Origin of the sequence: Sulfurisoma sediminicola (genome assembly GCF_003865015.1) — a bacterium.
Classification (GTDB): domain Bacteria; phylum Pseudomonadota; class Gammaproteobacteria; order Burkholderiales; family Rhodocyclaceae; genus Sulfurisoma; species Sulfurisoma sediminicola.
The window spans coordinates 723,609-741,781 of the sequence record NZ_BHVV01000001.1 but is presented as its reverse complement, the minus strand read 5'-3'; the positions used below and the strand labels follow the sequence as shown (position 1 = coordinate 741,781).

The 18,173-nt window shown below is 68.8% G+C and carries 16 protein-coding genes; 10 read left to right on the top strand and 6 right to left on the bottom strand.

The genetic code is table 11. The features are described from left to right. Nucleotides 1-48: 48 nt before the first annotated feature. Both nosD and EJE94_RS03510 read right to left on the bottom strand, forming a co-directional pair. Entirely contained in the window at nt 49-1,245 is a 1,197-nt protein-coding gene (gene nosD, locus EJE94_RS03515; RefSeq protein ID WP_121240087.1) for a nitrous oxide reductase family maturation protein NosD, read from the bottom strand. A 60-nt stretch (nt 1,246-1,305) separates the two neighbouring features. Further along, nucleotides 1,306-1,725 (bottom strand): secondary thiamine-phosphate synthase enzyme YjbQ, encoded by a 420-nt coding sequence (locus tag EJE94_RS03510; RefSeq protein WP_121240086.1) that lies wholly within the window; start codon nt 1,723-1,725, stop codon nt 1,306-1,308. A gap of 26 nt (nt 1,726-1,751) precedes the next feature. Between EJE94_RS03510 and EJE94_RS03505 the strand changes: the two genes are divergently transcribed. After that, nucleotides 1,752-2,537: an NAD-dependent deacylase gene (locus EJE94_RS03505; RefSeq protein ID WP_121240085.1), complete on the top strand. Its 786-nt coding sequence runs from the start codon at nt 1,752-1,754 to the stop codon at nt 2,535-2,537. On the opposite strand, the gene EJE94_RS03500 is transcribed toward EJE94_RS03505, so the two are convergent. Further along, nucleotides 2,534-6,301: a DUF3683 domain-containing protein gene (locus EJE94_RS03500; RefSeq protein ID WP_121240084.1), complete on the bottom strand. Its 3,768-nt coding sequence runs from the start codon at nt 6,299-6,301 to the stop codon at nt 2,534-2,536. The genes EJE94_RS03505 and EJE94_RS03500 overlap by 4 nt on opposite strands. A 66-nt stretch (nt 6,302-6,367) precedes the next feature. Between EJE94_RS03500 and EJE94_RS03495 the strand changes: the two genes are divergently transcribed. Further along, nucleotides 6,368-7,729: an MATE family efflux transporter gene (locus EJE94_RS03495; RefSeq protein ID WP_121240083.1), complete on the top strand. Its 1,362-nt coding sequence runs from the start codon at nt 6,368-6,370 to the stop codon at nt 7,727-7,729. Here EJE94_RS03495 and EJE94_RS03490 read toward each other — a convergent pair. Further along, nucleotides 7,699-8,130, bottom strand: a complete 432-nt coding sequence (locus EJE94_RS03490) for a YqaA family protein (protein ID WP_121240082.1) — start codon at nt 8,128-8,130, stop codon at nt 7,699-7,701. The genes EJE94_RS03495 and EJE94_RS03490 overlap by 31 nt on opposite strands. Before the next feature lie 49 nt (nt 8,131-8,179). Between EJE94_RS03490 and ilvA the strand changes: the two genes are divergently transcribed. Genes ilvA through EJE94_RS03475 form a run of 3 tightly spaced genes read left to right on the top strand, consistent with a single transcriptional unit; the run spans nt 8,180 to nt 11,796 of the window. Beyond that, nucleotides 8,180-9,694 carry a threonine ammonia-lyase, biosynthetic gene (gene ilvA, locus EJE94_RS03485; RefSeq protein ID WP_121240081.1) on the top strand — a complete coding sequence of 505 codons (1,515 nt, stop codon included), beginning with the start codon at nt 8,180-8,182 and terminating at the stop codon, nt 9,692-9,694. 3 nt (nt 9,695-9,697) lie between these two features. Then, nucleotides 9,698-10,636, top strand: a complete 939-nt coding sequence (gene cysK / locus EJE94_RS03480) for a cysteine synthase A (RefSeq protein ID WP_121240080.1) — start codon at nt 9,698-9,700, stop codon at nt 10,634-10,636. After that, complete coding sequence (locus EJE94_RS03475; protein WP_121240079.1) at nt 10,633-11,796, top strand: MalY/PatB family protein; 1,164 nt, start codon at nt 10,633-10,635, stop codon at nt 11,794-11,796. The genes cysK and EJE94_RS03475 overlap by 4 nt, the downstream gene beginning before the upstream one ends. Here the strand turns inward: EJE94_RS03475 and EJE94_RS03470 are convergent. Continuing rightward, nucleotides 11,793-12,422 carry a 5-formyltetrahydrofolate cyclo-ligase gene (locus EJE94_RS03470; protein ID WP_121240078.1) on the bottom strand — a complete coding sequence of 210 codons (630 nt, stop codon included), beginning with the start codon at nt 12,420-12,422 and terminating at the stop codon, nt 11,793-11,795. The genes EJE94_RS03475 and EJE94_RS03470 overlap by 4 nt on opposite strands. Before the next feature lie 100 nt (nt 12,423-12,522). On the opposite strand from EJE94_RS03470, the gene EJE94_RS03465 reads away from it, so the two are divergent. The 3 genes from EJE94_RS03465 to EJE94_RS03455 all read left to right on the top strand — a co-directional run bounded on the left by EJE94_RS03465 (nt 12,523) and on the right by EJE94_RS03455 (nt 16,846). Then, nucleotides 12,523-14,433 carry a lytic transglycosylase domain-containing protein gene (locus EJE94_RS03465; protein WP_207855676.1) on the top strand — a complete coding sequence of 637 codons (1,911 nt, stop codon included), beginning with the start codon at nt 12,523-12,525 and terminating at the stop codon, nt 14,431-14,433. Nucleotides 14,434-14,621: 188 nt separating this feature from the next. Then, nucleotides 14,622-15,590, top strand: a complete 969-nt coding sequence (locus tag EJE94_RS03460) for a complex I NDUFA9 subunit family protein (RefSeq protein ID WP_121240076.1) — start codon at nt 14,622-14,624, stop codon at nt 15,588-15,590. Between the two features lie 26 nt (nt 15,591-15,616). Then, nucleotides 15,617-16,846 (top strand): multifunctional CCA addition/repair protein, encoded by a 1,230-nt coding sequence (locus EJE94_RS03455; protein WP_121240075.1) that lies wholly within the window; start codon nt 15,617-15,619, stop codon nt 16,844-16,846. Here EJE94_RS03455 and EJE94_RS03450 read toward each other — a convergent pair. Beyond that, entirely contained in the window at nt 16,823-17,020 is a 198-nt protein-coding gene (locus EJE94_RS03450; RefSeq protein WP_121240074.1) for a DUF2905 domain-containing protein, read from the bottom strand. The two genes, EJE94_RS03455 and EJE94_RS03450, sit on opposite strands and share 24 nt — an antisense overlap. A gap of 11 nt (nt 17,021-17,031) precedes the next feature. Here EJE94_RS03450 and EJE94_RS03445 point away from each other — a divergent pair, with 11 nt between their 5' ends. Beyond that, nucleotides 17,032-17,838 carry an alpha/beta hydrolase gene (locus EJE94_RS03445; RefSeq protein WP_121240073.1) on the top strand — a complete coding sequence of 269 codons (807 nt, stop codon included), beginning with the start codon at nt 17,032-17,034 and terminating at the stop codon, nt 17,836-17,838. Further along, nucleotides 17,835-18,149 (top strand): DUF1840 domain-containing protein, encoded by a 315-nt coding sequence (locus EJE94_RS03440; RefSeq protein ID WP_121240072.1) that lies wholly within the window; start codon nt 17,835-17,837, stop codon nt 18,147-18,149. The genes EJE94_RS03445 and EJE94_RS03440 overlap by 4 nt, the downstream gene beginning before the upstream one ends. Nucleotides 18,150-18,173 lie beyond the last annotated feature (24 nt).

The following is an 18,173-nucleotide window of genomic DNA, read 5'->3' as shown; positions in this document are numbered from 1 at the left end:
AGCATAGCGCAAAGCGGCCGACTGCGCGGACTCGCGGCGCCGCTCGCCTCAGCGCATGCGCGGCGCGGCATCGCGCAGCAGCAGGTGGGGCGTGGAGAACGGTGCCAGCCGTTCGAGGAAGTCGAGCAACTCCAGCGCCGGCGAATTGCGGAAGAAGGCGGTCATCGGCGTCTCCATCCAGATGCGGTCGGCGAACAGCCAGATCTCGTGCGGCGTGTCGCCGATGCCGTCGTGGTCGCGGTCGAAGCCCTGGTAATCGCTCCAGGTGTTGCCGCGCCAGACATTGGCGGAGCCGGTGCCGACGGCGCTGACGCCGACCTGGGTCAGGTTGTGCTCGAAGCGGTTGTGCTCGAAGCGGTGGCCGCCGCTCTCGCCGTAGAAGAAGGCGCCGATCACGTTGTGGGCGAAGCGGTTGCCGCGCACCGTCAGCACGCCGATCGGCTGCGGCGGCGCGTCGACCTGCAGGCCGACCGCGCAGTGGATGATCTCGTTGTTCTCGACCAGCGCGTCGTCGCTTTCCTTGAAGACGACGCCCCCGCCCCCGCCCGCCATCGCATGGGCAACGAGGTTGCCGCGCACCGTGAGGTCGGGCGAGTAAAGCACGATGATGCCGGTGCCGGTGTGCTCGAGGCGGTTGCCTTCGACCACGAGCCGCGGCGAGAAGACGATGTGCATGCCGTAGCGGCCGTCATGAAAGCGGTTGCCGGCGATGCGGTTGTCGGGCGAGTTGGCGAAGGTGAGATCGCGCGCCCGCTCGAAGACATTGCCCTCGATCAGGTTATGGCGGCTGTTCCAGAGACGGATCGCGTCGCCGCGCAGGCCCAGCGGCTTGTCCTTGCCGGTGACGCGGTTGTGCAGGATGCGGTTGCGGTTGCCCTGCCTGACATGCAGGCCGAACAGCACGTCCTCGAGCGTGTTGGACTCGATCAGGTTGTCGTCGCCTTCGATCAGGATGCCGGCATCGATGCTGTCGTGCGACTCGCCCGAACCGGCCACCGTCAGGCCGCGCACGGTCACGCCGCCTGCCCGTACCGCCAGCACCGTGCCGCGGCCGCTGCCATCGATGCGCGCCTTGCCCTGGCCGTCGAGTGTCATGGGCCGGGCGATGACCACCGGCCCGGCATAGCGGCCCGGCGCCAGGCGCAACGTGCCGCCCGCGGGCGTCGCGTCGATCAGGGCCTGGAGTGGCTGCGGCGCGGCCAGGGCCGGCAAGGCGCAAAAAAACATGAGCCAGAAGAGTCTCATGGCCGTGATTCTGGCGGCAGCCGCGGCGTGTCGCCTTGGCTTGGGTCAACTCGGGGGCGCCTACTCGCCGATCAGGTGCAGCACGACCTCGCGCCGGTAGGGCCGGTCGCGGTGTTCCCAGAGGAAGAGCCCCTGCCAGGTACCGAGCACCAGGCGGCCGTCGACGAGCGGGATGCCGATGCTGGTCTGGGTCAGCGCGGTGCGGATGTGCGCCGACATGTCGTCGGCGCCTTCGTTGTCGTGGCGCCAGCCCGGCTGGCCGTCGGGCGAGAGTCTGGTGAAGAAGGCGTCGAGGTCGTGGCGCACGTCGGGGTCGGCGTTTTCCTGGATCAGCAGGCTGGCCGAGGTGTGGCGGCAAAAGGCGGTGAGCAGGCCGTTGGCAATGCCGCTGGCGCGGACGAAGGCGGCCGCCTCGGCGGTGATCTCGACGAGGCCGCGGCCGGGCGTGGCGACGGTGAGCAGGCGATTGGCTTGACGCATGCCGTAGATTTTCGCACGATGTGCGCATGACAGCCGCCCCGGACGAACGCCTCCTCGACGAGATCGCCGCTCTCTGTGCCGGTGCGCGAAGCATGCTCTTCATCACCGGTGCCGGCATCTCGGCCGATTCGGGCCTGCCGACCTACCGCGGCATCGGCGGACTCTACAACGGCAACGCGACCGACGAGGGCTACGCCATCGAGGAGGCGCTGTCGGGCGAGATGATGGCATCGCGCCCCGAAATCACCTGGAAGTACCTGGCCCAGATCGAGGCCAACTGTCGCGGCGCGCAGCCCAACGCGGCCCATGCGGCGATCGCCTGGCTCGAGCAACGCAACGGTGGCGTGACGGTGCTGACCCAGAACATCGACGGACTGCATCGTGCCGCCGGCTCGCGCGACCTGATCGAGATCCATGGCACCCTGCATCGCCTCTCCTGCACCGCCTGCGGCCTGCGGCGGGCGGTGCGCGACTATGGCGGCATGGCCATGCCGCCGGCCTGTGCCGATTGCGGGGCGATGCTGCGTCCCGATGTCGTGCTGTTCGGCGAGGCGCTGCCGCTAGCCGCGGTGCAGCGGCTGATCGCCACCATCGAGCGCGGCGTCGACCTGGTGTTCTCCATCGGCACGACCAGCGTCTTCCCCTACATCGCCGAACCGGTGGTCGATGCCCTGCGCCGGGGCGTGCCGACGGTCGAGATCAATCCGGGCGAGAGCCGGGTCAGCGATTACGTCGATTACCGGCTGCGCCTGGGCGCGGCGCAGGCCATGGCCGCACTGCGCCGCCGCCTCGAGGCGGCGCTGACGCATTAGAGCAGCACGCGCTCGATGCCGCCGGCGTTGGCGGCGGCGACGTAGTCTTCCATCCACTCGGCACCGAGCAGGCGCTTGGCCATTTCGACCACGACGTAGTCGGCCTCGATATTGGCGTCGTCGCGATAGCGGGCGAGGCCCTGCAGGCAGCTCGGGCAGGAGGTGAGGATCTTCACCTGATCCGCCGTCCCGCCGGCGCCGATCATTCGCAGTTTCGCCGCGCCGGCCTCGATCTCCTGCTGCTTGCGGTAGCGGATCTGCGTCGATACATCGGGCCGCGTCACCGCCAGGGTGCCGGACTCGCCGCAGCAGCGGTCGTTGAGGTCGACGCGCTGCCCCATCAGCTGGTTGACCACCTTGATGCCCGAGTGGGTCTTCATCGGTGTGTGGCAGGGCTCGTGGTACATGAACTGCACGCCGCTCGTCCCTTCGAGCTTGACGCCCTTCTCGAGCAGGTATTCGTGGATGTCGAGCAGGCGGCAGCCGGGGAAGATCTTGTCGAATTCGTACTTGAGCAACTGGTCCATGCAGGTGCCGCAGGAGACGATCACCGTCTTGATGTCGAGGTAGTTCAGCGTGTTGGCGACGCGGTGGAACAGCACGCGGTTGGCGGTGGTGATGGCCTGGCCCTTGTCTTCGTCGCCGTTCGAGGTCTGCGGATAGCCGCAGCAGAGGTAGCCCGGCGGCAGCACGGTGGTGGCGCCGAGGTCGTAGAGCATGGCCTGGGTGGCCAGCCCCACCTGCGAGAACAATCGCTCCGAGCCGCAGCCGGGGAAGTAGAAGACGGCATCGGATTCTTCGGTTGACTTCTTCGGGTCGCGGATCACCGGGATCTGCGCGTCGTCCTCGATGTCGAGCAGCGCGCGCGAGGTGCGCGACGGCAGGCTCGCCGGCATCGGCTTGTTGAGGAAGTGGATGACCTGGGCCTTGATGGCGGGACGGCCGAGAGTGGCCGGCGGACGCTGCACCGTTTCCTGGATGAGGCCGAAGGACTTGGCCAGGCGGTGGCCGAGGCGCTGCGCCTTGTAGCCCCACTCGATCATGCCCGTGCGCAGCAGCTTGATGGTGGCGGGATCGGTGGCGTTGAGGAAGGCCATCGCCGCGATGGCGCCGGGGCTGGTCTTCTTCTTGCCCTGGGCGCGCAGGAAGTTGCGCATGGCGATGGAGACGTCGCCGAAATCGATGTCGACGGGGCAGGGGTTCACGCACTTGTGGCAGACCGTGCAGTGGTCGGCGACGTCGTTGAACTCGTCGAAATGCTGCAGCGAGATGCCGCGCCGGGTCTGCTCCTCGTAGAGGAAGGCCTCGATCAGCAGCGAGGTGCCGAGGATCTTGTTGCGCGGTGAGTAGAGCAGGTTGGCGCGCGGCACGTGGGTCGAGCACACCGGCTTGCACTTGCCGCAGCGCAGGCAGTCCTTGATGCTGGCCGAGATCGAGCCGATCTCCGACTGCTCCATGATCAGCGACTCGGTGCCGAGCAGCGAGAACGAGGGCGTGTAGGCGTTGGCGAGGTCGGCGCCGGCCATCAGCTTGCCCTTGTTGAAGCGGCCGTCGGGATCGACGCGGCGTTTGTAGTCGCGGAAGGGCCGGATCTCGTCGTCGGTCAGGAATTCGAGCTTGGTGATGCCGATGCCATGCTCGCCGGAGATCACGCCGCCCAAGGACCGCGCCAGCGCCATGATGCGCGCCACGGCCTTGCTCGCCGTCTGCAGCATGGCGTAGTTGTCGGAGTTCACCGGGATGTTGGTATGCACGTTGCCGTCGCCGGCATGCATGTGCAGGGCGACGAAGACGCGGCCGCGCAGCACTTCCTTGTGGATGCCCTCGATGCGTTCCACCACCGGACGGAAGGCGTTGCCGTCGAAGATGGCTTCGAGCGGGGCCTTGAGCTCCGTCTTCCACGAGACGCGGATCGAGTGCTCCTGCAGGGCATTGAAGTTGTGCCCGATGTCGTCGAGCAGCGCCTGCCATTTGCTGCGGGTGGCCGCGATCAGTTCCAGCGCCTGCTCGCGGCGGTCGCCGAGCAGTTCGTTCTTGTCCAGTTCGGTGTCGCCGGCGTGCAGCGGCAGGTCGCCGGCCAGGCACTCGGCGAGGGCATCGCACAGCGCGAGCTTGTTGGCGATGGACAGCTCGATGTTGATGCGGTCGATGCCGTCGCAGTAGTCGCCCATGCGCGGCAGCGGGATCACCACGTCCTCGTTCACCTTGAAGGCGTTGGTGTGCCTGGAGATGGCCGCGGTGCGGGCGCGGTCGAGCCAGAATTTCTTGCGCGCGTCGGCCGACACCGCGATGAAGCCCTCGCCGCCGCGCGAATTGGCGATCTTCACCACTTCCGAGGTGGCGCGCATCACGGCGTCCTCGTCCGCGCCGACGATGTCGCCGATCAGCACCATCTTCGGCCGGCCGTGGCGCTTGGCCTTGGTGGCGTAGCCGACGGCCTTGACGTAGCGCTCGTCGAGGTGTTCGAGGCCGGCGAGGATGGCGCCGCCCGGCCGCGCCTTGAGGTATTCGGTGATCTCGACGATGCTCGGCACGGCGTCGCGCACCTGGCCGAAGAATTCGAGGCAGACGGTGCGCGCCACCGGCGGCATCTTGTGCAGGATCCACACCGCCGAGGTGATGAGGCCGTCGCAGCCCTCCTTCTGCACGCCGGGCAGGCCGGCGAGGAACTTGTCGGTGACGTCCTTGCCGAGTCCGACCTTGCGGAACCCGGCGCCGGGAATTTCCAGCGTCTCCTCGCGTTCGAGCTTCTTGCCGTTCTCGTCGAAGTAGCGGCAGCGGAAGGTGGCGACCGCCTGGTCGTGGATCTTGCCGAGGTTGTGGTTGAGCCGCTCGACCTCGAGCCACTTGCCCTCGGGCGTCACCATGCGCCACGAGGCCAGGTTGTCGAGCGCCGTGCCCCAGAGCACGGCCTTCTTGCCGCCGGCGTTCATGGCGATGTTGCCGCCGATGCAGGAGGCGTCGGCCGAGGTCGGGTCGCAGGCGAACACCAGGCCGGACTCGTCGGCGCGGTCCATCACGCGCCGCGTGACCAGGCCGGCGCCGGTGCGGATGGTGGCGTAGGGCTGATCGAGGCCCGGCAGCACGGCCTGCTCGACCGCGCCCATGTCGATCAGCTTCTCGGTGTTGATCACCGCCGACTTCGCCTCGAGCGGCACGGCGCCGCCGGTGTAGCCGGTGCCGCCGCCGCGCGGGATGATGGTCAGCCCCAGCTCGATGCAGCCGCGCACCAGCGGGGCGATTTCTTCTTCCGTGTCCGGAGTCAGCACCACGAAGGGATATTCGACGCGCCAGTCGGTGGCGTCGGTGACGTGGGAAACGCGGGCCAGCCCGTCGAAGCAGATGTTGTCCTTGCGGGTGTGCTTCGCCAGCACGCGCAGCACGCGGCGGCGCAGGTCGTAAGTGTCGCCGAACCAGCGCTCGAAGGAATGCACGGCCGCGTGCGCGGCCACCAGCAGCTTCGCCACCGGCTCATTGCCCTGGCGCCGCTTCTCGATTTCGGCCAGCCGATGGCGCAGCGCGCCGACCAGCGCGGCGCGCCGGCTCGGGTTGGCGAGCAGGTCGTCTTCCAGATACGGATTGCGCCGCACCACCCAGATGTCGCCGAGCACCTCGTAGAGCATGCGCGCCGAGCGGCCAGTGACGCGCTGGCTGCGCAGCACGTCGAGGATCGCCCACATCTCCGCGCCGAGCAGGCGAATGACGATCTCGCGGTCGGAGAAGGAGGTGTAGTTGTAGGGGATTTCCCTGAGGCGGGCGTTCATCGCGGCTGCCGTATCAAAGATGTTATTTTAGGCTATTGCGTCGCAGCACGAACCCCTACGAGCCGCATGGTCGAGCCCACGCTGATCCGCCGCCTGTTTCACCTCGCCTGGCCGGTGCTGATCGCCCAGATCGCGGTGATGGCCAACGCGGTCATCGACACCCTGATGGCCGGGCATCTGTCGGCAGAAGACCTGGCGGGCGTCGGCATCGGTGCGGCGATCTACGTCACGGTCTTCGTCACCCTGCTGGGCGTGCTGCTGGCGCTGACGCCGATCGTGGCGCATCTGCACGGCGCCGGGCGCTACGCCGAGATCGGCGAGGAAGTGCGGCAGTCGGGCTGGCTGGCGCTGGCGCTCGGACTGCTAGCCGTCGTGCTGCTGAAGAACCCGGAACCGCTGCTGGCTTTTTCCCGGCTCACGCCGGCGATCGAAGCCAAGGTGCGGCTCTACCTCGACGCCATCGCCTGGAGCCTGCCGGCGGCGCTGGCCTTCCGCGTCTTCTACGGCTTCATGGCCGGCATCGGCCGGCCGCGCGCAGTGATGGCGATCAACCTCGTCGGCCTCGTCTTCAAGGTGCCGCTCAACCTCGTCTTCATCCACGGCCACTTCGGCATCCCGGCCATGGGCGGTCCCGGCTGCGCCGCGGCGACGGCGTTGATTTCCTGGATCACGGTGAGCATCGCCTGGGGCTGGTGCGCAAAGCGGACCGACTGCGAGGGCTACGGCGTCTACGCGCGCTGGAGTTGGCCCAACCTCTCGCGCATCGGCACGCTGCTGCGCCTCGGCCTGCCCATCGGCGCCACCCAGTTCGTCGACGTCACCGCCTTCACCTTCATGGCGCTGTTCATCGCGCGGCTGGGGCCGCTGGCATCGGCCTCGCACCAGATCGCCTCCAACCTCGCCGTGCTCGCCTTCATGCTGCCGCTGGCGCTCGGCAACGCCACGGCGGTGCTCTGTGGCCAGTCGCTCGGCGCCGGCGCACCCGCCGAGGCGCGTCATGCCGGCAAGCTCGGGCTGCTCCTCGGCATGGGCATGGCGACGCTGATCAGCGGCCTGCTGTGGCTGGCCGCGCCCGCCTTCGCCGCGCTCTACACGCCCGACCCGGCGGTGCAGGCCGCCGCCGTGCCCCTGATCGCGCTGGTCGCCGCCTACCACTGGGCCGACGCGCTGCAGGCGGTGGCGGTGAACATCCTGCGCGGCTACAAGAAGACCTTCTGGCCGATGATCGTCTATGCGGCCTCGCTCTGGGGCGTCGGACTGGCCGGCGGCTATGTGCTGGGTCTCACCGACTGGCTCGGTCCGCCGCGCGGCGCGGCCGGCTTCTGGATCGCCGCAACGGCGAGCCTGGCGGTCGCCGGGGCGACGGTCGGCGTCTATTTCCTGCGCATTTCCCGGATTCAGGTCGCCGCGAACACCAGCACCGCGTAGCGCGCGCCCTTGCCCAGCGCCATCCACAGCAGGCAGGGCAGCCAGTGCAGGCGCAGCCAGCCGGCGGCGGCGCACAGCGCATCGCCGATGAGCGGCGCCCATGCCAGCAGCAGGGCGGGGGAGCCCCAGTGCCGCACCTGTTCGATGTGGCGCGCCGTGTCCGCATCGCCGGCCTTTTTCTCGGGCAGCACGCGGCCCATCCAGTAGGTCGTCATGCCGCCCAGCGTATTGCCCAGCGTCGCCAGCAGCAGCGCCGGCACGGTCTGCCCGGGGTGCAGCGCGAGCACGCCGAGCAGCACCGCCTCGGAGCCGCCGGGCAGCAGCGTGGCGGAGAGAAAGCTCGCCACGAACAGCCCGGCGAGGCCGACATCGGGGTGGGAAAACCAGCTCAGCCAGTCCATGGGCACATGGTAACCTTCCGCGTCACCCGTTTACGCCTCGCTCCGTCACATGGACTACCTCGAAAAGATCCTCAACGCCCGCGTCTATGACGTGGCCATCGAAACTCCGCTGGAGCTGGCGCCCAACCTCACGGCCCGCAGCGGCAACCGCATTTTCCTCAAGCGCGAGGACATGCAGCCGGTGTTCAGCTTCAAGCTGCGCGGTGCCTACAACAAGATCGTCCACCTGACGCCGGCGCAGCGGAAGCACGGCGTCATCTGCGCCTCGGCCGGCAACCACGCCCAGGGCGTCGCCCTGTCGGCGCGGAAGCTCGGCTGCCGCGCGGTGATCGTGATGCCGACGACCACGCCGCCGATCAAGATCGACGCCGTAAAGAAACATGGCGGCGCCATGGCGGAAGTGGTGCTGGCCGGCGATTCCTACGACGAGGCCTACACCCATGCCCTCGAGCTGGAGAAGAAGCAGAAGCTCGTCTTCATCCACCCCTTCGACGATCCCGACGTCATCGCCGGCCAGGGCACCATCGGCATGGAGATCCTGCGCCAGCATCCCGATCCGATCGACGCCGTGTTCTGCTGCATCGGCGGCGGCGGCCTGATCGCCGGCGTCGCGGCCTACATCAAGCGGCTGCGGCCGCACACGCGCATCATCGGCGTCGAGGCGACGGATGCCGACGCCATGGCGCGCTCGCTCGCCGCCGGCCGGCGCGTGCGGCTCGATTCGGTCGGCCTCTTCGCCGACGGCGCGGCGGTCAAGTACGTCGGCCAGGAAACCTTCCGCCTCTGCCAGGAGTATGTGGACGAGGTGGTGCTGGTCGATACCGACGCCATCTGCGCCGCGATCAAGGACGTGTTCGAGGACACCCGCTCGATTCTCGAGCCGGCCGGTGCGCTGGCGATCGCCGGCGCCAAGGCCTGGGCCAAGGCCACCGGCGCCAGGGACAAGACGCTGGTGGCCGTGGCCTCGGGCGCCAACATGAACTTCGACCGGCTGCGCTTCGTCGCCGAGCGCGCCGAAATCGGCGAGCAGCGCGAGGCGGTGCTGGCGGTGACCATTCCCGAGAAGCCGGGCTCGTTCAAGAAGTTCTGCAACCTCATCGGCAAGCGCGCCATCACCGAGTTCAACTATCGCTACTCGGACCCGAAGGAAGCGCACGTCTTCGCCGGCGTGCAGGTGGCCGATCGCGCCGAGTCGCTGAAGCTGGTCGCGTCGCTGCAGAAGCACGGCCTGGCCACGCTCGACCTCACCGACGACGAGATGGCCAAGGTCCACGTGCGCCACATGGTCGGCGGCCGCGCGCCGGGCGTGAGCCACGAGCTGCTCTACCGCTTCGAGTTCCCCGAGCGCCCCGGCGCGCTGATGAACTTCCTCGAGAGCATGAGCAAGGGCTGGAACATTTCGCTGTTCCACTACCGCAACCACGGCGCCGACTACGGCCGGGTGCTGGTCGGCATGCAGGTGCCGCCGGCCGAGATGAAGGGGTTCCGCGCCTTCCTCAAGGCCCTCGGCTATCGCCACTGGGACGAGTCGAAGAACCCGGCCTACAAACTTTTCCTGGGGTAAGCGATGAACATCGCCAACAACGTCACCGAACTCGTCGGCCGCACACCGCTGGTGCGGCTCAACCGCCTGAGCCAGGACATCGCCGCCGGCGCCACCATCGCCTGCAAGCTCGAGTTCATGAACCCGGCGCATTCGGTCAAGGACCGCATCGCCGTGGCAATGATCGAGGCCGCCGAGAAGGCGGGCCGCATCACCGCCGACACCCTCATCGTCGAGCCGACCTCGGGCAACACCGGCATCGGCCTGGCCATGGTCTGCGCCGCGCGCGGCTACAAGTGCGTCTTCGTCATGCCCGAGAGCATGAGCCGCGAGCGGCGCCTGCTGCTGAAGGCCTACGGCGCCGAACTCGTGCTGACGCCCGCCGCCGGTGGCATGGCCGGCGCCATCGCCCGTGCCGAGGAAATGGCGGCGGCCGATCCGCGCGTCTTCATCCCGCAGCAATTCGAGAACCCGGCCAACCCCGAGGTGCATCGGCGCACCACGGCCGAGGAGATCTGGGCGGATACCGACGGCAAGGTCGATGTCTTCGTCGCCGGCATCGGCACCGGCGGCACCATCACCGGCGTCGGCCAGGCGCTGAAGGCGAGGCGGCCCGGGATCCACGTCGTCGCCGTCGAGCCGGCCGCCAGCGCGGTGCTCTCGGGCGGGCAGAAGGGGCCGCACGTGATCCAGGGCATCGGCGCCGGCTTCGTGCCGGCGATCCTCGACACCAAGGTGTATGACGAGGTCGTCGCGGTGAGCAACGAGGACGCGCTCGCGACGGCGCGGCGCATGGCGACCGAGGAGGGGCTGCTGGTCGGCATCTCGTCGGGCGCCGCGGTCTCGGCCACGTTGCAGGTGATGCGGCGGCCGGAGAACGCCGGCAAGCTCGCCGTGGTCATCATCCCCTCCTTCGGCGAGCGCTACCTTTCGACGGTGCTCTACGAGCACCTGGCTGTTTGAGCGACTTCGCCGCCACGTTCGATTTCGACCGCGTCATCGACCGGCGCGGCTCCGATTCCCTCAAGTGGAACAAGTACTCCGGCCGCGATATCCTGCCGTTGTGGGTCGCCGACATGGATTTCGCCGCACCGCCGGCGGTGCTCGAAGCCCTGCGCCGCCGCGTCGGCCATGGCGTGTTCGGCTATGGCCAGCCCTGGCCCTCGCTGCTCGAGGCGGTACAGGAACACTGCCGGCGCGAATACGGCTGGGACATCGAGCAGGACTGGATCGTCTGGCTACCGGGGCTGGTGACCGGCCTGCACGTCGCCTGCCGTGCGACGGGGCAGGCGAGTGATGGGGTGTTCACCGCCACGCCGGTCTATCCGCCTTTCCTCTCGGCACCGTCGCAGTCGCAGCGCCGTCTCGCCGGCGCCGAGTTTTTGTTGCAGGACGGCCGCTGGCGGTGGGATTTCGACGCGGTGGCCGCGGCGCTCGCGCGCGAGCGGCCGAAGCTGTGGCTGCTCTGCCACCCGCACAATCCGCTCGGCCGTGCCTGGCATGAAGACGAACTGCGCGAGATCCTGCGCCTGGCCGAGAAGCACGACGTGGTGGTGTGTTCCGACGAGATCCATTGCGACCTGATGCTGGAGCCGCGCCGGCACATGCCCTTCGCCCGTCTCGGCGCCGCAGCCGCGCGGCGCAGCATCACCCTGATGGCGCCGTCCAAGACTTTCAACGTTCCCGGCCTCGGCTGCGCCTTCGCGCTGATTCCCGATGCGCGGCTGCGGCGCGACTTCCGCTCGGCGATGCACGGCATCGTGCCGCATGTGAACACGCTCGGCCTGGTCGCCTGCGAGGCGGCCTATCGCGAGGGCGGCGACTGGCGTGCCGCCTGCATAGCCTATCTGCGCGACAACGCGCGCCGCGTCGAGGAAGCCGTAGGCGCCCTGCCGGGACTGGCGATGGCCCCGGTCGAGGCCACCTACCTGGCGTGGATCGATGCGCGGGGCCTCGGCGTGCCCGATCCGCAGCGCTTCTTCGAGCAGGCCGGCGTCGGCTTGTCGGACGGCGCCGATTTCGGGCCGGGCGGCAAGGGTTTCGTGCGGCTCAACTTCGGCTGCCCGCGCGCGACGCTCGATACCGCGCTGGAGAGGATGGCGAAGGCGGTGCTGCGGCTTTAACCGGAACTGCCGCGCTCGGTGACGACGAAGTCGAGCGGCATGTCATGCGGCCCCGGCAGGGTATCGGCGACCCGGGCCAGCTCGAAGCCGACGCCGATCGCCGTCGCGCGATGGCCCGCCGCCGCCAGCGCCGCCAGGGTGCGGTCGAAGAAGCCGCCGCCATAGCCGATGCGGTAGTTGCGGTCGTCGACGGCTACCAGCGGGATCAGCAGTACTTCGGGCGTCACGAAGTCGCCGGCGGTCGGCGTCGGGATGCCATAGCGGTCGGGCGCCAGCGGGGTGGTCGGGGTCCATGGACGGAAGGCCAGCGACATTTCCTCCGCCACGACCACCGGCAGGCAGGCGGTCCAGCCGCGGGCAAGCAATCGTTCCACCAGCCCCCGCGCGTCGAACTCGCCCTGGTGCGGCCAGCAGAAGCCCAGCCTGGGTGCCCCGCCCAGCTTCGCCGCAAGGGTGTCGAGCACGGCCGCGAGCGCCGCCTCGATCTGCCGCGAGCGCGCCGCGTGATCGGCGGGCGAAAGCGCTGCTCGCGCCGCGATTTTCTCCCGCCGAAGGGCGGCGCGGAGAGCCGCGCGAACAGCGGGATCTTGGGCGGGATGTTCAGGGGACGGCGGTATTGGTGGCATGTGCTAGATTTGTAGGATGAAGTTCTCCTCAAGAATAGCCAATATTGCCCGCGGGCGGCTGCGTCGTGTCTCGCTGCCGGGCTTTGCCGTGGCGGTGCTGTTGTCCTCAAGCCAGGCCGGCGCGACGGTGGCGGAAGAGCGTTTCCTGCAGGCTCGCGATGCTTACAGGGCCGGTGAGCGCGTGCGGCTGGGGCGTCTGGCCGAGGCCATCGGCGATTACGAGCTGCGGCCCTGGGTCGATTTCTGGCGCCTGCGCCTCAGGCTCGAGGACGGCAGCAGCGAGGGCGTCGCGGAGTTCCTCGAAGCCGAGAAGGGCTCGTATCTTGCCGAGAAGCTGCGCGGCGAGTGGCTGCGCTTCCTCGCCAAACGCCGCGACTGGCAGGTGTTCGAACGCGAACTGCCGCCGCTGGTGGCGCCCGAAACCGAAGTCACCTGCTATGCGCTGCAGGCGCGCCTGGCACGCGCCGAAGGCGCCGGCCGCGACGTCGTGATGCTCGAGGCGCGGCCGCTGTGGTTCAGCGCCGTGGAACTGCCCGAGGCCTGCGCGCCGCTGACGGATGCGCTGGTCGAGAACGGTCGTCTCGATGTCGACGACATCTGGGAACGCGTGCGCCGTCTGCTCGAGACGAAGAAGCTGCGCGAGGCCCGCGCAACGGCGCGTTACCTGCCCAACGCCCAGGTGCCCGACGCGAAGATGCTCGAATCCGTCGCCGACAAGCCGGCGGCCTACCTGGCCAGGCGCAACGGCAACTTCGCCGCGACGCGGCTCGGCCGCGAAATGGCGCTGTTCGCCGTGCAGCGCATGGCGCGCCAGGATCCGCTGGCGACGGCGACGCAGTGGCGGGCCATCGAGGACAAGTTTTCCGAGGCGGATCGAGGCTATGCCTGGGGCCAGCTGGCGCAACAGGCGGCGATGCGCCACCTGCCCGAGGCTCCCGCGTGGTTCGAGCGGGCCGGAACCACCCCCCTGTCCGAAGACCAGCTGGCCTGGAAGACGCGCGCGGCGCTGCGGACCAGCGACTGGTTGCGGGTGCGCCAGGCGGTGGAGCAGATGCCCCCGCAGATGGCGGCCGAGCCGGCGTGGACTTACTGGCAGGCGCGCGCGCTGGTGGCGCAGGGCAGCCGCGACCAGGCCGCCGATCTGTTCAAGAAGATCGCCGGCCAGCCCAATTTCTACGGCAACCTCGCCGATGAGGAACTCGGCCGTACCATCAGCGTGCCGCCGCGCGCTGCGCCGCCGAGCCGCGAGGAACTCGCCGCCGCCGCCGCGCGCCCCGGCTTCCGTCGCGCCCTCGCGCTGATCGGTCTCGACATGCGCATCGAGGGCGTGCGCGAATGGGTGTGGACCCTGCGCGGCCTCGACGACCGCCAGCTGCTCGCCGCCGCCGAAGTGGCGAGGCGCAGCGAGGTCTGGGATCGCGCCATCAACACCGCCGACCGCACGTCCCTGCAGCACGACTATTCCCTGCGCTATCTCGCGCCGTATCGCGAGCGCGTCGAACCCAAGGCGCGCGAACTCGATCTCGATTACGGCTGGGTCTATGGCCTGATGCGGCAGGAGAGCCGCTTCATCACGCGCGCCAAGTCCTCGGTCGGTGCCCAGGGCCTGATGCAGGTGATGCCGGCCACGGCCAGCTGGGTGGCGAAGAAGATCGGCATGAGCAACTACCATCCGGGCAAGGTCACCGAGATGGACACCAACGTCACGCTCGGCACCAACTACCTCAAGATGGTGCTGGCCAGCCTCGACAACCATCCGGTGCTGGCGTCGGCCGCCTACAACGCCGGTCCCGGCCGCGCCAAGCGCTGGCGCGCCGATCGCCCGCTCGAGGGCGCGATCTATGCCGAGACCATCCCCTTCGCCGAGACGCGCGACTACGTCAAGAAGGTGATGAGCAACGCGGTCTATTACGCCACGCTGTTCGAGGACAAGCCGCAGTCGCTGAAGAGTCGCCTCGGCATCATCCAGCCGGCCCGTCCCGGCGAGACGCGTGGCGAGGACCTGCCCTAGCTTTCATGGCCCCCAATTCCACCCCTGTGCATGAAATGCGCAAGAGCAAATGACGCCCCCACCCCCAACCCCCGCCCCGAGGCGGGGGTCGATGTTTGTTCGCTGCGCTCATGGGCTTGCTCGGCGTCAAATTCCGTAGTTCACGTTAACGTCGCTTTCCCATCCGCAACACTCGACCCACTCCCAACATGACCATCGAGAATATCCTGCTGATCGGCGGTTCCGGCTATGTCGGCCGCCACCTGATGAACGCATTGGCGCGCCGCAATGTCCGCATCACCGTGCCGACGCGCCGGCGCGAGCGCGCCAAGTACCTGCTGACCTTCCCGATGGTGGACGTGGTCGAGGCCGATATCCACGACGACGCCACGCTGGCCCGGCTGGCCGCCGGCCAGGATGCCGTGATCAACCTCGTCGGCGTGCTCAAGGGTGGCAACGGCAAGACCGACGGCCGTCCCTGGGGCCGTGGTTTCGATCGCGCCCACTTCCATCTCGCCGGGCGCGTGGCGGAAGCGGCGCAGGCCGCGGGCGCGCAGCGGCTGCTGCACATGTCGGCGCTCAAGGCGGACGCGGGCGCCCCCTCGGCCTACCTGCGCTCCAAGGCCGCCGGCGAGGCCGCAGTGCGCGATGCGTTTCCCGCCGCCACGATTTTCCGTCCCTCGGTGATCTTCGGCCAGGGCGACAGTTTCCTCACCGTTTTCGCCGGCCTCTGCGCGATGGCGCCGATGGTACCGCTGGCCTGCCCCGCGGCGCTGTTCCAGCCGGTGTGGGTCGAGGATGTCGTCAATGTCATGGCCGAGTGCCTGGACCGCTCCGAGAGCGCCGGCCAGACCTATGAACTCTGCGGGCCGAAGATCTACACCCTGATCGACCTCGTCGATTACGCCGGCAAGACCGCGGGCAGCCCGGGCAACATCATGCCGCTCGGCGACATCCCCTCTTACCTGCAGGCGTGGCTGCTCGAAATCGTCGGCGGCCCGATGACCCGCGACAACTACTGGTCGATGCAGGTGCCCAGCACCTGCGAGCGCGGCGACTGCGGCGAGTTGCCCTTCGGCCGCCGCGCTACGCCGCTGGAGATCGTCGGCCCGACTTATCTCGCCGACGGCCGCCGCCGCGCCGGATTCGACGACTTGCGCGAGACGGCGAAGCGTTAGCCGGTGCCCAGCGGGAGGACGCGCTAGTGCAGGTCTTCTGCGTCGGCGGCGCCGTCCGCGATGAACTGCTCGGCCTGCCGGTGCAGGATCGGGACTGGGTCGTCGTCGGCGCCACGCCCGAGCAGATGCTGGTGCAGGGCTACACGCCGGTAGGCAAGGACTTCCCCGTTTTCCTCCATCCGCGCACGCACGAGGAGTACGCGCTGGCACGGACCGAGCGCAAAACCGCGCCGGGCTACAAGGGCTTCGTCTTCCACGCCGATGCCGGTGTCACGCTGGAGGAGGACCTGGCACGGCGCGATCTCACCATCAATGCCATGGCGAAGGGCGCCGATGGCGCGCTGATCGACCCCTACGGCGGGCGGCGCGATCTGCAGGCGCGGGTTTTGCGCCATGTCTCGCCCGCGTTCGCCGAGGACCCGGTGCGCATCCTGCGGGTGGCACGCTTCGCCGCGCGCTTCGGCGGCTTCACGCTGGCACCCGAGACGCTCGAACTCATGTGCGCCATGGTCGATAACGGCGAGGTCGACGCGCTGGTGCCCGAGCGCGTCTGGCAGGAGTTCGCGCGCGGCCTGATGGAGGCGAGGCCTTCGCGCATGTTCGTGACGCTGCGCGCCTGCGGCGCGCTGGCGAAACTGCTGCCGGAACTGGGTGCGCTGGCGGGGGTGCCGCAGCGTGCCGACTACCATCCCGAGGTCGATACCTTCGTCCATGTGATGATGGTGATCGACATGGCGGCGCGGCTTGAGCTGCCGCTGCCGGCGCGCTTCGCCGCGCTGACCCACGATCTCGGCAAGGGCAGCACGCCGGTCGATATCCTGCCCCGCCACGCCGGCCACGAGGCGCGCAGCGTCGAGCTGCTCGGCCCGCTGTGCGAGCGTTTGCGGGTGCCGGTCGATTGCCGCGACCTGGCACTGCTGGTGGCGCAGTTCCACGGCGACATCTACAAGCCCGAACTGTTGCGGCCCGCGACGATGGTGAAGCTGCTCGAACGCTGCGACGTGCTGCGACGGCCCGAGCGCTTCGAGCTGATCCTCGGCGCCTGCGAGGCTGACTTCCGCGGGCGCCTCGGTTTTGAGGAAAGGGAATTCCCGCAGGCGGAGGCCTGGCGACTGGCGCTCGCCGCCATGCGCGGCGTCGACGCCGGGGCCACCGCCAGGGCCTGCGACGACGCGGCGCAGATCCCGCAGCGCGTCCACGAGGCCCGTGTCGCGGCGGTCAAGGCCCTCGGCCTACAAGAGTCGCATCAGGAGTGAGGCGAGCAGGGAGAGCAGCAGCACCGAGACGAAGGGAAACAGATACTCGCGCCCGCGCAGTCTGAAGCGCAGGTCGCCCGGCAGTCTTCCGAGCCTGAGCCAAGCGGACAGTCGCGGTCGGGCGATGCCGAGCAGCAGCACGACGAGGAAGAGGGCGATCAGCCACTTGAGCATAGAATCGCATTATGAACGCTGCCCGCCTCGCCACGCTCGAAGTCCTGTCGCGAGCCCCCGCCACTGCATCGCGCACCACCCCGCTGCTGTTCGTCCATGGCGCCTTCACCGGGGCCTGGTGCTGGGAGGAGCATTTCCTGCCCTTCTTCGCCGAAGCCGGCTATGCGGCGCATGCGCTGAGTCTGTCGGGCCACGGCCATTCGCGGGGCCGCGAGCATCTCGACAGCCTGTCGGTCGCCGACTACGTCAAGGACGTGCTCGAGGTCGTCGGCAGCCTGCCGGCGCCGCCGGTGCTGATCGGCCACTCGATGGGCGGCTTCGTCGTGCAGAAGGTGCTCGAGCAGCGGAAATTCCCCGGGGCGGTGCTGATGTGCTCGGTGCCACCGCAGGGCCTGATGGCGGCGGCCTTCGGCATGATGTTTTCGCAGCCGGGCCTGATGAGCGACCTCAATAGCCTGATGGGGGGCGGCGAGGTGGCGCTCGACACCCTGCGCGAAGCCTTGTTCGCGCAGCCGATCGCCGTCGACGACCTGTCGCGCTTCTATCGCTGGTCGCAGCCCGAGTCGCACCGCGCGATCTGGGACATGAGTCTGTTCAACCTGCCCCATCCATCGAAGATCGACGCCTCGTCGCTGCTGATCCAGGGCGCGGAACTCGACCACCTGATGCCGGCCTCGCTGGTCGAGATGACGGCGCGCACCTACGGCGTGCCGGCGACCATCTTTCCCGGCATGGGCCACGGCCTCATGCTCGAGCGCGACTGGCGGAAGCCGGCCCAGCACATTCTCGACTGGCTGCTCGAAAGGAAAATCGCATGATCACCTTCCAGTCCGACGCCTCGGGCGATGTCATGATGTTCGACGAGGTCGCCCATCGCATGATGGAAATCATGGGCAAGGAACGCACTGTCCGCGGCGTCGTCACCGTCGAGCAGATGCCCGAGTGCATCGCCCGCCTCAAGGCCGCGATCGCCGAGGATCGCGCCAAGGCGCATGGCAAGCCGCAGGGCGAAGAGGAAGAGGAGACCGGGGTCGCTGCCCGCGTCAGCCTCGCCCAGCGCGCGCTGCCGCTGGTCGAACTGCTCGAGCGCTCCCTGCAGCGCGAAAAGCCGGTGCTCTGGGGGGTGTAGCGGTTCAGGCAGTGCGCCGGACCC

Excerpts from the sequence above, each read along its gene's own strand:
- EJE94_RS03510 (WP_121240086.1), bottom strand. The coding sequence starts at position 1,725 with ATGCGTCAAGCCAATCGCCTGCTCACCGTCGCCACGCCCGGCCGCGGC.
- EJE94_RS03460 (WP_121240076.1), top strand. The coding sequence starts at position 14,622 with ATGACCATCGAGAATATCCTGCTGATCGGCGGTTCCGGCTATGTCGGC.
- EJE94_RS03470 (WP_121240078.1), bottom strand. The coding sequence starts at position 12,422 with ATGCCACCAATACCGCCGTCCCCTGAACATCCCGCCCAAGATCCCGCT.
- EJE94_RS03505 (WP_121240085.1), top strand. The coding sequence starts at position 1,752 with ATGACAGCCGCCCCGGACGAACGCCTCCTCGACGAGATCGCCGCTCTC.
- nosD (WP_121240087.1), bottom strand. The coding sequence starts at position 1,245 with ATGAGACTCTTCTGGCTCATGTTTTTTTGCGCCTTGCCGGCCCTGGCC.
- EJE94_RS03445 (WP_121240073.1), top strand. The coding sequence starts at position 17,032 with ATGAACGCTGCCCGCCTCGCCACGCTCGAAGTCCTGTCGCGAGCCCCC.
- EJE94_RS03495 (WP_121240083.1), top strand. The coding sequence starts at position 6,368 with ATGGTCGAGCCCACGCTGATCCGCCGCCTGTTTCACCTCGCCTGGCCG.
- EJE94_RS03500 (WP_121240084.1), bottom strand. The coding sequence starts at position 6,301 with ATGAACGCCCGCCTCAGGGAAATCCCCTACAACTACACCTCCTTCTCC.
- EJE94_RS03490 (WP_121240082.1), bottom strand. The coding sequence starts at position 8,130 with ATGGACTGGCTGAGCTGGTTTTCCCACCCCGATGTCGGCCTCGCCGGG.
- EJE94_RS03450 (WP_121240074.1), bottom strand. The coding sequence starts at position 17,020 with ATGCTCAAGTGGCTGATCGCCCTCTTCCTCGTCGTGCTGCTGCTCGGC.
- cysK (WP_121240080.1), top strand. The coding sequence starts at position 9,698 with ATGAACATCGCCAACAACGTCACCGAACTCGTCGGCCGCACACCGCTG.
- EJE94_RS03440 (WP_121240072.1), top strand. The coding sequence starts at position 17,835 with ATGATCACCTTCCAGTCCGACGCCTCGGGCGATGTCATGATGTTCGAC.
- ilvA (WP_121240081.1), top strand. The coding sequence starts at position 8,180 with ATGGACTACCTCGAAAAGATCCTCAACGCCCGCGTCTATGACGTGGCC.